The following is a 15,548-nucleotide window of genomic DNA, read 5'->3' on the forward strand; positions in this document are numbered from 1 at the left end:
CTCGGTCTCATTCGGGGATGTCTTGACCGAAACGCTGTGGGGCCGGATGTTCGGCCTCATATGCGACGAGCAAAGATTGTCTGCACCCTCGGCCCCGCCAGTCAGACCCCGGAGATGTTGGAAGCGCTGCTGGAGGCCGGCATGGACGTGGCCCGGCTCAACTTCTCCCACGGCAGCCACGAGCAGCATCAGGCGAACATCGACATGCTGCGCGCGGCCTCGCTGAAGGTGCGCAAGGCGGTGGGCATCCTGGGCGACCTGCAGGGTCCCAAGATTCGCACCGGCCGCTTCGTCACCGGCAGCACGGAGCTGAAGCCGGGCGGCACCTTCCACATCACCACCGACGAGACGGTGAAGGGCACGGACGAAATCGTGTCCACCACGTACCCGCACCTGGCGGCGGACGTGAACCCCGGCGACCGCATCCTGCTGGATGACGGCCTGCTGGAGCTGCGCGTCGTGGAGACGGACAAGAAGCAGCTCATCAAGACGGAAGTCGTCCACGGCGGCACGCTGAAGAACAACAAGGGCATCAACCTGCCCGGCGTGGCGGTGCGCGCGGACGCGCTCACGCCCAAGGACCGCGAGGACCTCATCTTCGGCCTCAAGGCGGGCGTGGACTACATCGCGCTGTCCTTCGTGCGCCAGCCGTCCGACCTGGACTCCGCGCGCCAGGCCATGGCGGAGGTGGGCCGCACGGTGCCCATCATCTCCAAGCTGGAGAAGCCGGAGGCCATCGCGCGCCTGGACGCCATCCTCGACAAGACGGACGGCGTGATGGTGGCCCGCGGCGACCTGGGCGTGGAGATTCCCCCGGAGGAGGTGCCCGCCGTCCAGAAGGACATCATCCGGCGCTCCAACCTGCGCGGCCTGCCCGTCATCGTGGCCACGCAGATGCTCAACTCGATGATCGACAACCCGCGCCCCACGCGCGCGGAGGCCAGCGACGTGGCCAACGCCGTGTACGACGGCGCGGACGCGCTGATGCTCTCCGGCGAGACGGCGAGCGGCAAGTTCCCCCTGGACTCCGTGCAGATGATGGAGCGCATCATCCTGGCGGCCGAGTCCTCCGCCCGCGCGCAGCTCCAGCCGCGCGTGATTGAAGCCCCGCTGGGCCTGCCGCTGCACTTCCCGGACGTCATCGCGCGCGTGGCGTGCGAGGCGGCCAAGGCCAGCGGCGCCACGCTCATCGCGGCCTTCACGCTGTCCGGCGTGACGGCGCGCCTGCTCGCGCACTACCGGCCCACGGTGCCCATCGTCGCGTTCAGCCCGAACCAGGAGGTGCGCCGCCGCCTGTCGCTGCTCTGGGGCGTGGTGCCGCGCGTGCTGGAGCCCATCCTGGAGACGGAGACCATGCTCCGCCGCGTGGAGGAGGAGCTGGTGTCGCGCGGGCTGGCGCGCAGGGGCGACCGCATCGTGGTGGTGTTCGGCGCGCCGGTGGGCCAGCCGGGGAAGATCAACAGCCTCCGGCTGCACACCATCAGCGCCTGATGCAGGGCCCTACGCCGGGCTCTTCTTGAGGGCCCGGCGGGGAATCTCCGCCTCGACGAAGATGGTGAAGAGGTCCCTGTCGAGCTGTCCGGACCCCGCCTCCTTCTTGAGGATGTCCAGCGCGAGCGCGTGCGGCACGGCCTTCTTGTAGGGCCGGTCGCTCGCGGTGAGCGCGTCGTAGATGTCGCAGATGGACATCATCCGGGACTGCACTGGAATCTCCGGGACGGCGCGAGGGTAGCCCGTGCCATCCAGCTTCTCGTGGTGCGCGTACGCAATCTCCGGCACGCGGCGCAGCGCGCGGGTCCACGGAATCTGGGACAGGAAGCGGTACGTGTGCTCGACGTGGCTCTCGATTTCGCGGCGCTCCTCCGGGGAGAGCGTGCCGCGGGTGATGGAGAGGGATTGGATTTCGTGGGGCAGCAGCAGCGGCTGCCCGTGGTCGTGCGCGTCGGTGTACGTGAGCGTGCCCAGCTCCAGCAGCCGCTCGAAGTTGCCCTGCGCCAGCACCGTGGGCTTGTTGCAGGTGAGCAAAAAGCCCATCACCTCATCCAACTGGGCCAGCTCCTGGCCCAGCCGCGCGTCCTCCTCCTGATGGATGGAGGGCAGGGCGGACAGGCCGCGGGCCTCCACGGCGGCCAGCCTGCGCCGGGAGCTCTGCAACTGCAGGTCCTTGCGAGCCAGTTGGAAGCGGGCGCGCAGCGCCTCCAGCTCATGCGGGTACAGCTTCTCCGCCTTGACGAGCACGTTCTCGCGCACGCCCACCTTGCCGAAGTCGTGCAGGAGCGACGCGTACCGCAGCTCCTGCAGCTCCACGGCGGTGAAGCGCGTCTGGGCATAGGGGCCGGTGGCCTGGTGCTCCAGCGCTTGGGCCAGGGACACGGTGAGGTCCGCGACGCGGCCGGAGTGGCCGGCGGTGGTGGGGTCGCGCGCCTCGATGGCGACCACGGACGCGGAGACGAAGCCCTCGAAGAGGCGGTTGATCTCCTCGTGGAGGAGGGCGTTCTCGATGGCGCCGGCGGCCTGGGCGCCCAGGGCGAGCAGCAGCTCCTCGTCCTCCTCGTCGAACACCTGGCCGCCGCGCTTGTTGAGGGCCTGGATGACGCCCGTCACCTCTCCGTTGGCGTCGCGCATGGGGACGCAGAGGATGGTGTGGGTGCGGTAGCCGCTGGAGACGTCGAAGCTGCTGTTGAAGCGGGGGTCGGCGTAGGCGTCGGGGATGTTGATGACGGCGCCGGTGTGGGCGACCTGGCCGGCGATGCCGCTGCCCATGGGGAGCCGGATTTCGTTCTTGGACCCCTGGGCCACCTTGCTCCAGAGCTCCTCGCGCTCGCGGTCGAGGATGAAGAGCGAGCAGCGGTCCGACTCCACGACCTTGGTGGCCTCATAGAGGATGAGGGGCAGCAGCAGGTCCAGGTCCCGCTCGGCGCTCATCGCCTTGGCGACATCCAGGATGGACGTCAGCTTCGCGAGCCGGCGGGACAGGTTGGGGGAGGCGGGCACGGACTGTGGAAGCACCGGGGCGGGCTCCATGGGATGCGGCGGATGGCCGCGGGCGCACCGGGTTGTAGCACGCAGGCTGTGCCGGCCGCCCGGACCCCCCCACCTGCCAGGTCCACCTCTGTCCGCAAGCCCCCTGTCCTGCCGGGCGAAGGTTCCAGGGGCTGACGGAAGCGGTTATGAAGCGCCGCCATGACCCGCCCTGTCCGCATCGCTCCGTCGCTGCTCTCCTCTGATTTCAGCCGCCTGGGTGAGGAGGTCCGCGCCATCGAGGCCGCCGGCGCGGACTGGATTCACGTGGATGTCATGGATGGCAGGTTCGTGCCCAACATCACGTTGGGGCCGGTCATCGTGGAGGCCATCAAGCGGGTGGCGACGAAGCCGCTGGACGTGCACCTGATGATCGTGGAGCCGGAGAAGTACGTGGACGCGTTCGTGAAGGCGGGGGCGGACGTGCTGACGGTGCACCAGGAGGCGAGCCCCCACCTGCACCGCACGTTGCAGCACATCCGTCACGCGGGGGCGAAGCCGGCGGTGGTGTTGAACCCGGGCACGCCGCTGTCGGCGATCGAGGATGTGCTGGGGGACGTGGACATGGTGCTCCTGATGAGCGTGAACCCGGGGTTCGGGGGGCAGACGTTCATCGAGCCCTCGGTGGAGAAGGTCCGCCGGCTGCGCGCGATGTTGGACGCGCGGGGGCTGAAGGACGTGGACATCGAGGTGGACGGCGGTATCAACGCCGAGACGGCGAAGCGCGTGGTGGCCGCGGGGGCGACGGTGCTGGTGGCGGGCAGCTACGTGTTTGGCGCGAAGGACTACGCGCAGGCCATCCGGTCGCTGCGGCCGTCGTGAGTCAGGCGGCTTCGGGGGAAGCGGGGGGGCGCGCGGCGGCGGCGGCCATGCGGGCGATGCGGGTCATGAAGGTGGGGTCGCACGGCTTCACTTCGTAGTCGTCGGCGCCCAGCTCGAAGCACACGTGGCGGGTGAACTGATCCTCCACGCCGCTGAGCATGATGACCTTGCTGTCGCGGGTGACGGGGTCCTTCTTCAGTTGCGCGAGCAGGTCCCGTCCGTCCTGGTTCTGGTTGATGTCCAGGATGATGACCGCGGGCCGGTGTTTGCGGGCCAGCTCCAGCACATGTTCGGAGGTGGTATCGGACACGCAGACGAGGCCGGAGCGCTTGGCCTCCCGGGCGAGCGCGGACACGACCAGGGGCTCATCATCCGAGATGAGGACAGTGGGAGCAGTCATGGTCCTCTGTGGGGGGACAGGGGGGAACACCGTGCAACATCTTGGAAGTACAGGAAGGCCCGGATCTTGTGAAGAGGGTGAACATTGTCCCGTCCTGAAGGGTAGGTAGGACAACAATCGGGGGAGCGAGGGGGTTGGGAGGGGTGGGGGAAGGGGGAGGCAAAAGAGTCCGTTGACTGAAGGAAGCGGCTCGGATAGATCCGCCCACGCTTCGCCGGGCCCGAGGGCAGTTCCTGGCGCAGCACCGGATATCGGGGAGTGGCTCAGCCTGGTAGAGCACTTGGTTCGGGACCAAGGGGTCGCAGGTTCAAATCCTGTCTCCCCGACCAAACGACGAAGCGGGCTGGAGGCCGAAAGGCTTCCAGCCCGTTTTCGTTTCTGGGCTCCAGCATCCGGATGGCCACCGGGGTCAGGTGCATGTGCCGCTGGGTGGTGAAGAGGTTCTGATGACCGACCAGATCCTGGATGGCTTTGCCGGTGCTCCCGCCATCGCCAGCCGGGAGCAGAAGGTGTGGCGGAGGATGTGGATGCCGCTCGTCACCTTCAGCCCGGCCAGCCGCTGGACGCGGCTCATCCACTTGTTCAGCAGCACCTGGGGCACCTTCGGGTGACCGTCGGCCCGCCAGAGGACGCGCTCGCCCCGGAGGTGCCGCTGCTTGCGGAGGGTGTCCGCCAGCCGGGCGGTCATGTTCACCTGCCGGGCCCGTCCGCCCTTGGGCAGGGTGACGTGCCCTTCCCACTCCGAGCGGCGGACGTGGATGACGCCCCGGGTGAGGTCCACATCCGTCTGCTCCAGGGCAATGATTTCGCCACAGCGCAGCCCCGCCTCTCCGCCGAGCAGGACGAATACGAGGTGCTGGTGGAGTGCCTCTTCAATCGCTTGAAGCAGAACCGGCGCGTGGCGAGGCGCTACGAGAAGCGCGCCGCCAACTACCTGGCGATGGTCCTCATCGCCTCTATTCGCCAAGGAAAGGGGCAGGAGCTCGCGCCGTTCGGCCTTGTGTGCGCAAGAACCGGATGAAGAAGCGAGCCCTGCCTCAGGGAAGGCAACAGCTGCGCCTGCGATGTCCTGACCGCAGGCGGCTGATTCGCTGGGGAGAGAGGACTGGCTGCCCGCTCACCCTGCGGCGGTGCCTGGCGGTAGCGAAGGTGGCCAGTGGTCAGTCACGAGCGCAGGCGGCGCGGCAACTGCTGTGCGCGACGTCCACGGTGGTGGCCGCGGTCCAGCGTTTCCAGAAGTCAGGCCGAGAAGGCCTCTTGGACGGTCGCGCCCAGAATGGGCAGCGCAAGGTGGACGAGCGATTCCGGCAGACATTGTGCCGGGTGCTGGAAGGCACGCCGCAGCAGTCCGGCTGGCGACGCACAACGTGGACGCGCGAGTTGTTGGCCCGCGAGGTGGAGAGGCGAGGCCGGGTGCATGTCTCGCCCGCGACGATGGGACGTGCCTTGGCCTCGGTAGGGGCCAAGAGAAGGCGTCCGCGTCCCGTGGTGCGCTGTCCCTGGCCTGCGCGTCGACGCCAGCGGTGCCTTTGGCAACTGAAGTGCCGGGTAGCCCACGCGCGGCCCGACGAGCCCGTCCTCTTCGAGGACGAGATGGACGTGCACCTCAACCCGAAAATCGGCCCGGACTGGACGCTGCCTGGGCAGAGGCGCGAAGTGGTGACTCCCGGCAACAACCAGAAGCGTTACGTGGCCGGCGCGCTGGACGCGAGCACGGCCCGGATGACCTGGGTGCAGGGGGAGAAGAAGACGAGTGCGCTCTTCATCGACCTGGTGCGTGCCGTGGACGCCTCCTACCCCCTGGCCAGGCGCCTGCATTTCATCCTCGATAATGCAGCCACCCACTCCAGCAAGAAGACGAAGAAGGCCCTGAAGGACCTGGGCGAGCGAGTAGTGCTGCACTTCCTGCCGCCGTACTGCCCGGAAGGTAACCGCATCGAGCGCGTGTGGTGGGACGTGCACGCCAACGTCACCCGCAACCACCGCTGCAAGAAGATGGAGGCGCTCATGGCCGAGGTGGACGCCTACCTCGACGCGCGCAACTCGCAGAAGACGGCCAGTCCTCTTCTGCGCGCTGAACCTGCTCGACGCGCAGCTTGAGACCGTTCGAGAATTACGATCGTCCGTTTAGCCGCGACGGCTCACAGCCGATCAAGTTCCAGCCGCGCGGCGGTTAGAGACGCGGGCTCGTCCTTTTTGTCAGCACGGACCCAGGCGTCGACGGCTTGGCTGGCAGTTGCCGCGAGATCCTTCTCAAGATCCTTCCAGACCCGCTCGGGCTTGTAGTCCTTGCCTTCATCCACGGGGCGCTCGGCTGGCACGCAAAGGTGGACATACCAATTCTCGATTTCCAGCGCCGGCACGATGTACGCGATGCGCTCGGTCGCTCCTCGCGGCCCGCCTGTATCCCGCAAGCGCTCTTCAAGTTCCCGGATGCGGGGCGCGATCGAGGCCTTGTCCGCGTCAATGACAACCATGAGCCCGAGGTTGTGCTGGTACTTCATCCGGTGCCGCATCGCCTTGAGTTCCACGACGAAGCGGTCGAGCACGTTGACGCAGCCGCCACACGGTTCGAGACGCTCGGGGCGGAGCCCTAGCTTGCGAGTAAGCTGGCGCACGAACTTCCCGTGCGGCTCGTCCTCGTACACGACGACGATACGCACCTCAGGGCGAGACATGCCAGCCTCGCGCCATCTGTTCGGAGAGCTTCAATCCCGGCCCCAGGCTGAGGGTTCCGACACGAGTCTGGCCCCCGTCCGGACGTTCAAGTAGCAGCGCGTTGCTGACGCCGAGGAAGTCAATGACCTCGGAGCTGTGTGACACGATCAGCGTCTGAAGCCCGGAATCGTCCGCAGCATTTGCGAGCTCGATGAGGAAAGGCTGGATCTCGCGGATCGACACGTAGTTGTCCGGCTCATCAAGGCACAGCAGCCTCGCACTACCCCGTAGGGCATGGAGGATGACGTACAGGATGATAAGGGCGCGCTGTCCGTCGGACAGCACGTCGAAATCGACATCGACCGATTTTTTCGTTCCTTCCGGCGCGAACTTGGCAACCAGGACACGTACGCGCCCCGCAGCTTGGACGCTCAGCGAGCGAAAGCCGGGCATGACTTGTCGCAACTGTTCTTCGGCGGCTTCGACATGATGTCGTGACTCAAGTAGCAGGTGCCTGCACCACGACGGGAAGTTCGTGCCGTCGCGCTCCAGGAACAGGTCGTCTCGTTTCGCCGACGCGCGAATGTTCTGGGGATTAAGTTTCAGAATCCAGATCTGCTGAATAAAGTCGAGGAACCAGAGCAACCGAGGGTTCGCTCTCTCCCTGTCGACGGACGACAGGTAGGAGCGCTGGCCGGTGAACGGGAAGGTGCGCACATCGACGGGCTCGTCAGAGCCCGACAGGCTCACCTCGCCGTTGACGAAGCCGTAGACCCGATCAGTCCCGTGAGGGCCCTCAAGCCAGAGAACATCCTCGCTCATGATCGTCGCTGTGTCGTGCTCGACACTGTGATCGAGGACAAGGACGTAGCGCATGGGACCGTGTGGTGACTTGATGTCGATCTCGAACCGCTGCCGCGTCCCTTCACCGAAGAAGGTCAAGGTGTCGCCTGGGAACGCCTCGGCCACCTCCTTGTTCCACACAATCAGATCTTGGATGGCGCCAAGAACATGGAACACGGAGGTCTTGCCCACGCCGTTATAGCCAAGCAACAGGCTGTTCGAGCCGGGGCAGATCTCGAAGTTCACGAAGCATCGATAGTTGTGAGCGTAGAGGCGCGTCAGCATCAAGGTCCCGCACTTTACATGCTGAGGGGCGTGGGCGCGACCATCACGACTCAAAGAGAGGCCCAATGGAGCAAATAGGGTAGAGAAGATCCCTTGTGGAGGGTTGTACTGCTGGTGCAGTGAGTAGAGGGGCTGCTGGCGGGTGCCCCAGGGGGCGCGCACCGGGCAGGGGCAGAAGAAAGTGCAATTCCCTTGGGTTACACTCCAGCCCAGGCCTCCCGTCCAACAGGGCGCGGTCAAGGCGTGAGCCTGTGGGCAGCGGTTGTTTGGTGCTCAACGCCACGCGAGCACCTTCCCGACCCGCTCGCACACCCGAGCGTAGCCCGATTCCGTGGACGGGAGGGCCTGTATTCGGTTGCTCCTCGGCACAGACGATCGTTGGCTCCCCGCTCAACGCCGTGCCTTCCGCGCTGGACTGTCCAGTTTCTGGGCACCGACGCGTGAGCTTGAACTCCTCCGGTGACGGGGGAACGACGGCGCCGTGATAGGGGGGGCGGAGCAATCCGCCGAATCCGGGCTTCCACGTAACCGCCTGTGACGTGGTGCGTTATGCGAATGGGAGGACTGTGGAAGGTGCGGTCTGAAGCAGAGGGGCAACCAGGCCCGCTGACGGGCCCCTAGACTGTGCGCCAAGCAGGTATAGAGGCCGTGCGGCACTGGAAGCTCTCCCACTTCAGTCCGCTCCCTACTAGGCGCTCACTATGAGGACACGCCATAGGCGGCTCCCACGAATCTCCCTGGGCACCGTGTCCCTCTTGTTTCCCGTCTCTAGAATGTCTCCAAGACTGGAGGGGCCTGTGGGCGACAGGCGGACTGGCGAGGACTCTCCCGTGGACTCGAAGTGCCCGGATTCACTCACGACTGGGCGAAAGGTGTGCGCCGTCGCGGGTTTAGGGTACCCCGTGTTCACGGGTTCAAATCCTGTCTCCCCGACCATTCAGAGGGCGCGGAATCCTTGGAGAAATCCTCGGGTCCGCGCCCTTCGTCTTTTCGCCCTTGGCGGGCTGGCCGGGCTCCGCTCGCACCCTCGCGGCGAACTCCCCTGGTGGTCAGCCGGGTGTCAGACCCCGGAGGTACCTTGCCTGCTGTCCCCAATTCCGGGGCACTTGGTAGGAGGTACGCAGGTGGCGAAGAACACGAACCGCGGTGGCGGCGTGCACACGACTCCCAACCCGAACGGCAGCGGATGGGTGAATCAGCAAGACGGAAAGATCCTCAGCACGCACCGGCTCAAGGATCGGGCCGAGGATGCTGGAAGGTCTCAGGCGAAAGAGCAGGGCGTCGAGCACACCATCCACAAGCGTGATGGCACCATTGGAGAGAAGAACAGCTACGGCAACGACCCTGCTTCGTCCAAGGGGTAGCAGCGTCGATTGCAGTCGGTAGCTGCCAATAAACGAAGCTGGATGTGCATGAACTGGTGACGGACTGGGGGCTTTCGGAGCCTCCAGTCCGTTTTAGTTTTGGGCTCGCCGTATCGTCCCCGCGTCGCATTGTGCGGAGTGGCTATGGCAGGCCGATGACTCAGCGGCGCCAGGTGCCCGTCGTTCCACGAGACCCTGCGCAGGCCCGTCCCCGTGGAGTCCGGGCCTTGCCTGTTCGGGCATCCGCGAGAACCTGTTGAACCGTGGATTCTTTGTAAGGACAATCCCTGTCCCGCATGGACGCAGACGTGCCACGCGGCATCCAGGGAGGCGAGGCACCATGACGAAGCACATTCGCGAGTGGGCTGCACTGGTGGTGGCTGTGGGAACGCTCAGTTGTGGGGCAACAGTTCCCGACAATCATTTGTCTAATGCCCGCCAGCGTGTCGTCGGCGCCGCCTGTGATGTTTTTACGCCATGCGATGCAGGCGAAATTTGCGACTCGGCGCAGGGTTTCTGCATCGAAGCGCCACCCGAACCAGACCCCTGTGAGCAGGTCCTCTGCTGGCCTTGGGAGACCTGTATGGACGGGATGTGCATCGACGACCCGGACAACTGCATGAACACAGGCTGCGAAACGGGATACTACTGCGAGGGCACCGAGTGTGTTCCCGATTGTCTTGGTCAGGGTAACTGCGGAGATTGCAACAACGACTTCAACTGCGAACCCGGCTATGTCTGTAACAACGGCACGTGCGCGGAAGAGGAGTAACCTCAATCCGAGCAGGGGCCACTGAATGGACTCACGTTGGGAGGCCGTCAGCATCGAGCGCGCGCTGGTCGGGTGCGTCCTCGTCTCCACTGCGCTGCTCATCGGTGCGGAGGGGCTGGAGGCCGGGGACGGAGTCTACGTCCCCAAACGTCTGGCGCTCGGAGTGTTCGCCCTGATGCTCGCGCTCCACGGGGGCCTCTCCCGACGGGAGCCCCCTGGAATTTCCGCCCCGGTATTGGCCTGGGCCGGGATGATTCTGGTGGGCCTCGTGTCCACCATGGCTGGCACGGCGTCACTTCAGCTCGGCCTTGAACGCATCGCGGCCGAGGCCTCGGCGTTGATCATCGCGGTGGTGACTGCCCGGCTCGCCAGAGACGCCCCGGAGCGCGACCGGCTCGTCGCGCTGCTCACGGGTGTGGCGGTGGTCGTGGCGGCCGTGGCGTTGCTGGAGGCATTGGGCCTGGAATTGCCCTGGGTTGACCTCCGGCGGCCCGCATCGACCCTCGGTGGGCGCAATCAGGTCGCGGGCTTCGTCGGGCTCATCCTCCCGCTCGCAATCGCCCGCTTTGCTCGTGGCAAGGGTATCGCCTGGGGCGCTTCGACGGTGCTCCTGGTCATCATCGTCGTGCTCACGCGATGTCGCAGTGTGTGGCTGGGGCTCGGGATCGCGGTGGTCCTGACCGGGTTCGGCCTGCTTCGTGGACCCATGGGCGCGGACCTCCGCACGCGACTGTCTCGAGTCCTGCTACTGCTGGTGCTCGCCGTGGGGCTGGCAGTCCTGGTCCCCTGGCCGGGATTGCGCTGGCAGGAGTCCTCTCCCTTCGCGGCATCTCTCATGAGAATCGCGGAGCACGACCAGGGGTCGGGGCGCTATCGCGTCGGGCAAGCCATGGTCACCCGCTCCATCGTTGCCTCCGCGCCCCTTCTCGGCATGGGCCCCACGGCATGGACGGACGCCAGCTCACGATTCGCCCATGAAGCGGGCCTGCATCCTCCTCCCTATGGAGATGGACGGGCCCCACGGTCCGACCTGCTGCGGATCCTCGCGGAGACGGGGCTGCTCGGCCTTACTGCCTGGGGGGCGTTCTCCTGGACCGTCGCGAGGCGAGTCAGGGCCGCCACCGTGCCTGGGCTTGGAGCGGCGCTGACCGTCTTCGGCGTCCATGCCGTCTTCGACCAACCGCTGCTGCATGCGGAACAGCTTGCCGCAGGGGGCGTGCTCGTCGGCCTCGCGATGGCGGAGGGAACGCCGTGTGTGTTCACCTCTTCCGTACGTAGAAAGGCCTTCGTCATCCTGGCGCTGCTGATTGCCGGAGGGACGTGGTGTTTGGGGCGTTACTACCTGATCGCGACCCTGGGCCCGAGGCAGGCTCTTGTCGCCACGGCGCATGTCGAAGCACTCTCCCGGGCGGCGCTTCGCTTGTCCCGGAGCCGTGACTGCGTGGCGGCGGCGCCCCTGTTGGATCGTGCCATCGCGGAGGCCCCGCATCTGGTGGGGTTGCTCTGTGTCGCAGCCAGGTGCGCGGAGTCGCGAGGCGATCTGCCCTCTGCCCTGGCGTTCGCACGGAGGGCCGACGCGGTGGAGCCCCATCTCGCCTCCAGGCTCCAGGGCTCAACCCATCATGACTGCGGCACCGTCCTGCGCCTGCTGGAGACGGCCTCCTCCGCGAACCCGTAGGCCTTCCTCGACTCAGTGCCGCCGATTCGCGAGCTCGTCTTCGAGGCCACACTCCTGGTCCAGGAAGGGCATCAGGTCATGCCGTGGCACCCATGCATGGTGTGTTGGCCAGGGAGTGGTTGCCGCGTCAGACAGACCTGTCCGCCGCGAAGCTTCCGCCGCGTCACGCTCTTCCTGCGTGATGATGCGTGAGCGGTAGAGCTGGCGAAGCACCCTGGCGTGGGAGCGGTTGAAGCGGTCGAGGTTCTTGCCAACCAGCGGCGCTCCTGGCGCCGGGATGAGGCTCGCCAGCGTTGCTGCTTCGAAAGGGTCGAGTACGTCAGGCGGTTTTCCAAAATACTGACGGGCGGCGTCGGCGGCCCCGTAGACGCCGTCTCCCCACTCGATGGTGTTGAGGTAGAGCTCCAGGATGTCTCTCTTTGAGAGAGCCTTCTCAAGGTCCTGTACCAGGAAGGCCTCCCGCAGCTTCCGTTCAAGGGACCGTTCGGGTGAGAGGAACAGGGTGCGGGCGAGCTGCGCGGTCATCGTGCTCGCCCCGCGCAGATGTCCCGTGCGCCACGCCTGCCAGAGCGCGACCCGCGTCTCGTGCCAGTCGAAGCCACCATGACGGAAGAACATCCTGTCCTCCGCCTTCACAACGGCACACGCGAGCAGAGGCATGTGCTCAACCGGGATCCAGTCCTCCGGAAGGAGCCGGGCCTGGGGCGCCCGTTCCCGTTCCCTGAGCCACATCAAGGCCGTGGTCGAGGGCCGCTGCGTCTTGAGGTGGGTGACGTCAGGGGTGTCGACCCAGAGCCAGGCGACATAAATGAGGGCGAACACGCACGCGACAGAGGCCATCAGAAGGGTGCACCTGATTACCCGCTTCAAAAGGCCGACTCGCATGCTTTCACTTTAATTGGAGATGCTTCGCCTGCTGGGGCTGCTCCGGGACACGTCCAAATAGAGGACCGCCGAAGTCCCTCAATTCGACTGGGGATGCAGGTCCACCGCAGCCGCGCTCGCGGCCTGCTTCCGGGCGACCAGGGCGCCGAACACTCCGGCGGTGAAGAACATGATGATGCTGTAGATGGCCGCGGGGATGGCCATCACGCCGTCGTTGAGCAGCCGGGGGCTGGACGCGATGGCGATGGCCAGCGTGCCGTTGTGGATGCCCACCTCCATCGCGATGGCCACCGCCTGCTTGCGCTCGATGCGCAGCAGCATGGGCACCACGAAGCCGACCGCCATGCTGGCCAGATTGAAGGCCAGCGCCGCGAGCCCCACGCTCTGGAAGTACGTCACCACCTGGTCCCGCTCCTTGAGCGCCGCTCCGGCCACCACGAGCACCAGGAACAGCGCCGACAGGATGCGCACGGGCCGGTCCAGTCCCTGCGCCAGTGAGGGCCGCATCGCGCGCACCCACATGCCCAGCGAGATGGGCACCAGGACGATGCCGAACACCTGGAGGATCTTCGCGAACTGCAAGGGGATGGCCCGCTCCTCGCCCATGAAGTGCGACACGGAGAGGTTCACGATGAGCGGCAACGTGAACAGCGACAGCACGCTGTTGACCGCCGTCAGGCTGACGTTCAGCGCGACATCGCCCTTGGCCAGGTGGCTGAAGAGGTTCGCGGTCGCGCCACCGGGCGTGGCGGACAACAACATCAACCCCACGGCGAGCGACGGAGGCAGCCCGAAGCCGGTCGCGATGCCGTAACACACCACGGGCATGAGCAGTGTCTGACAGCCCAGGCCCACCAGCGCCGCGCGCGGAAACAGGGCCACGCGGCGGAAATCCGCGAGGGTGAGGCTCAGGCCCAGCCCGAGCATGATCACGCCCAGCGCGATGGGCAGGAACACCTCGGTGATGACGTTGCTCTGCATGGAATACCCCCCGGTGGATGCGCTCCACTCTGCCAGAAATCCCGACTCGCGGCGCCACGCCGCACCGCGTCCGGGACTTCAGCCCTGGGGGCCCGCAGCCGATGCAACTCCTGGCGGAGGCCCCGCGCTCACTTCCCGGCGGGCACGCCAAGCTTCTGGAGCACCTTCACCGCGTTGGCATTCCCCGCGTCCAGCGCGAGCGACTTCCTGTAGTTCGCGATGGCCTCTTCCTTCTGTCCAAGCTGGAGCTGCGCCTCGCCCAGGCTGTCATAGGCATTCGCATCCGCCGGGAAGAGCTTCACGTTCTTTTCGAACACCCGCACCGCCTCCGCGCCCTTGCCGTCTGCCAGCAACCGGTAGCCGAGCTGGTTCAGGTGCCCTGACTCCAGCCCCTTCATGCCCTCGCGGTGCTTCGCGGTGTACCAGGCGAGCGCGGTGTCGACGCCCTTGAGCCGCATGAGCACATCCACCTGGGAGGACGGCGACACGGGCTCAGGCTTGAACGCGGTCCAGCCATACTCGGCCGCGACGCTGGCGATGAGACGATCGAAGAGCAGGAAGCCATTGTCTGAGTTGGCCATGACGACCACGCCGCTGCCCGTGTCACCGAAGGCCATGAACGCGGCCTGGAAGCCTTCGTCCGAGCCTCCGTGCCAGAAGCGGTCGGTGCCGGGCTCCACCTGGAAGCCCAATCCGAACGCCTCCGACTGCCGCGTCAGCATCTGCTTCGTCATCGCTTGCGACAGCACGCGCTGGGACTTCCCCGCCTTCGCGCTGGACACCTCGAGGGCGACCCGCGCGAGTTCGGACGGCGTGGTCCAAAGTCCGGCCGCGGCCATCTCCGGGTACACGTGCCAGCGGCCCGCGACGCTCTTCCCGCTGGCGTACGTCCCGGTCGCCGTCCTGGCGGCGAGGGCCGGAGGCAGGGGCTGCTCGTAGGAGCTGCTGCTCATGCCGAGCGGCTTCAGCACCGTCTCCCGCATGACCTGGGGGAACGGCTTCTGGAGCTGATCCACCATCATCAACTGGACGATGGACGTGCCACCGCCGCTGTAGCGCGTCTTGGTCCCGGGGACGAGGTCGACGCGCACCGGAGCGGTATTCGCGGGCGCCGCGCCCTCCAGCACCTGCACCAGCGTGGGCACGGGCGCGTCGACGGCGTACCCGGGGAAGCCATGCACGGTCGTCCCCGCGCTGTGGCTGAGCAACCTGCGCAGGGTGACCTTCTGCTCCTTCGTGAAGTCGTTCTCGGGGACCTTCCACGAGCGCAGCCTGTCGTTGATGTTCTCGTCGAGCGACCACTTGCCGGCCTCGACGAAGTGCAGCGCCGCCAGCGCCGTCACCGGCTTGCTGATGGAGCCCGCCTGGAACAGCGTCTCCAGGGTGACGGGCTCCGAGCCACCCGCCTCCTTCACGCCATAGGTCCTGGCCCAGACGATGGCGTGCTTGTCGAAGACGGCGATGCTCAGCCCGGGGATCCGGTACAGCGCCATCCACTGCGGGAGCGTCAGGCGCTGGGGCTTCTCGCCTTCGATGACGACCGGGGCCAGGCCCGTCTCCACGCGCGCCGCGCGGGCCGCCTGGGCAGGGCTGGCCAACCATTGCGTGGCGGGCTTCTTCGTCCCCTCCGCCGCGAGGGCCGCGCCTCCCGGGCCGAACAGGATGACCGCGAGCACGAGACGGGACAGGGAACGACGCATGGGGTCACCGAAGGATGGGAGAGGGACGCGAGGTGTGTACGCCAGCCCCTCCTTGTGATTGCCGGTCCGGGGAGGGCGGCTGCCGCAAGGGCCTGGAATCAGGGCGTGGGCGGGGCTGTCGCGTGGCCGGTCGTCACCG

General features: G+C 66.6%; 14 protein-coding genes and 1 tRNA gene. 7 read left to right on the forward strand and 8 right to left on the reverse strand.

Going from position 1 to position 15,548, the window contains the following annotated elements; all coding sequences use genetic code 11:
• Window positions 1-60: 60 nt before the first annotated feature.
• Window positions 61-1,491, forward strand: a complete 1,431-nt coding sequence (gene pyk, locus K8556_RS05235; protein WP_223738909.1) for a pyruvate kinase — start codon at window positions 61-63, stop codon at window positions 1,489-1,491.
• A 9-nt stretch (window positions 1,492-1,500) separates the two neighbouring features.
• Here pyk and K8556_RS05240 read toward each other — a convergent pair whose 3' ends face one another.
• Entirely contained in the window at window positions 1,501-3,009 is a 1,509-nt protein-coding gene (locus K8556_RS05240) for an HD family phosphohydrolase (RefSeq protein ID WP_223738910.1), read from the reverse strand.
• Window positions 3,010-3,183: 174 nt separating this feature from the next.
• Here K8556_RS05240 and rpe point away from each other — a divergent pair, with 174 nt between their 5' ends.
• Window positions 3,184-3,843, forward strand: a complete 660-nt coding sequence (rpe, locus tag K8556_RS05245; protein ID WP_223738911.1) for a ribulose-phosphate 3-epimerase — start codon at window positions 3,184-3,186, stop codon at window positions 3,841-3,843.
• Between the two features lies 1 nt (window position 3,844).
• Here rpe and K8556_RS05250 read toward each other — a convergent pair whose 3' ends face one another.
• The gene (locus tag K8556_RS05250; protein ID WP_223738912.1) at window positions 3,845-4,243 is read right to left on the reverse strand and encodes a two-component system response regulator; all 399 of its coding nucleotides are present in this window, start codon (window positions 4,241-4,243) and stop codon (window positions 3,845-3,847) included.
• A 252-nt stretch (window positions 4,244-4,495) separates the two neighbouring features.
• Here K8556_RS05250 and K8556_RS05255 point away from each other — a divergent pair.
• Window positions 4,496-4,572 (forward strand) — tRNA-Pro (locus tag K8556_RS05255).
• Window positions 4,573-4,652: 80 nt separating this feature from the next.
• On the opposite strand, the gene K8556_RS05260 is transcribed toward K8556_RS05255, so the two are convergent.
• Window positions 4,653-5,132: a tyrosine-type recombinase/integrase gene (locus K8556_RS05260; RefSeq protein ID WP_223739278.1), complete on the reverse strand. Its 480-nt coding sequence runs from the start codon at window positions 5,130-5,132 to the stop codon at window positions 4,653-4,655.
• Between the two features lie 128 nt (window positions 5,133-5,260).
• Here K8556_RS05260 and K8556_RS05270 point away from each other — a divergent pair, with 128 nt between their 5' ends.
• Complete coding sequence (locus K8556_RS05270; RefSeq protein ID WP_223738913.1) at window positions 5,261-6,343, forward strand: IS630 family transposase; 1,083 nt, start codon at window positions 5,261-5,263, stop codon at window positions 6,341-6,343.
• 41 nt (window positions 6,344-6,384) lie between these two features.
• Here the strand turns inward: K8556_RS05270 and K8556_RS05275 are convergent, their stop codons facing one another.
• Window positions 6,385-6,921, reverse strand: coding sequence for a hypothetical protein (locus K8556_RS05275; protein ID WP_223738914.1), 537 nt, complete (start codon window positions 6,919-6,921; stop codon window positions 6,385-6,387).
• Complete coding sequence (locus tag K8556_RS05280; protein WP_223738915.1) at window positions 6,908-7,990, reverse strand: AAA family ATPase; 1,083 nt, start codon at window positions 7,988-7,990, stop codon at window positions 6,908-6,910. The genes K8556_RS05275 and K8556_RS05280 overlap by 14 nt, the downstream gene beginning before the upstream one ends.
• A 1,163-nt stretch (window positions 7,991-9,153) precedes the next feature.
• Here K8556_RS05280 and K8556_RS39700 point away from each other — a divergent pair.
• The 3 genes from K8556_RS39700 (at window position 9,154) to K8556_RS05295 (ending at window position 11,843) form a co-directional block, all read left to right on the forward strand.
• On the forward strand, window positions 9,154-9,393 hold the full coding sequence (locus K8556_RS39700; protein ID WP_223738916.1) for a DUF2188 domain-containing protein: 240 nt from the start codon (window positions 9,154-9,156) through the stop codon (window positions 9,391-9,393).
• Between the two features lie 340 nt (window positions 9,394-9,733).
• On the forward strand, window positions 9,734-10,165 hold the full coding sequence (locus K8556_RS05290) for a hypothetical protein (protein ID WP_223738917.1): 432 nt from the start codon (window positions 9,734-9,736) through the stop codon (window positions 10,163-10,165).
• Between the two features lie 25 nt (window positions 10,166-10,190).
• Complete coding sequence (locus tag K8556_RS05295; RefSeq protein ID WP_223738918.1) at window positions 10,191-11,843, forward strand: O-antigen ligase family protein; 1,653 nt, start codon at window positions 10,191-10,193, stop codon at window positions 11,841-11,843.
• A gap of 12 nt (window positions 11,844-11,855) precedes the next feature.
• Here the strand turns inward: K8556_RS05295 and K8556_RS05300 are convergent, their stop codons facing one another.
• From K8556_RS05300 to K8556_RS05310, 3 genes are all read right to left on the reverse strand, one after another.
• Window positions 11,856-12,683 carry a biosynthetic peptidoglycan transglycosylase gene (locus K8556_RS05300; RefSeq protein WP_223738919.1) on the reverse strand — a complete coding sequence of 276 codons (828 nt, stop codon included), beginning with the start codon at window positions 12,681-12,683 and terminating at the stop codon, window positions 11,856-11,858.
• A 123-nt stretch (window positions 12,684-12,806) separates the two neighbouring features.
• Window positions 12,807-13,709, reverse strand: a complete 903-nt coding sequence (locus K8556_RS05305) for a bile acid:sodium symporter family protein (RefSeq protein ID WP_223738920.1) — start codon at window positions 13,707-13,709, stop codon at window positions 12,807-12,809.
• 128 nt (window positions 13,710-13,837) lie between these two features.
• Window positions 13,838-15,409, reverse strand: coding sequence for a serine hydrolase (locus tag K8556_RS05310; protein ID WP_223738921.1), 1,572 nt, complete (start codon window positions 15,407-15,409; stop codon window positions 13,838-13,840).
• Window positions 15,410-15,548: the final 139 nt, after the last annotated feature.

The organism is Corallococcus sp. AS-1-12 (genome assembly GCF_020036995.1).
GTDB lineage: Bacteria > Myxococcota > Myxococcia > Myxococcales > Myxococcaceae > Corallococcus.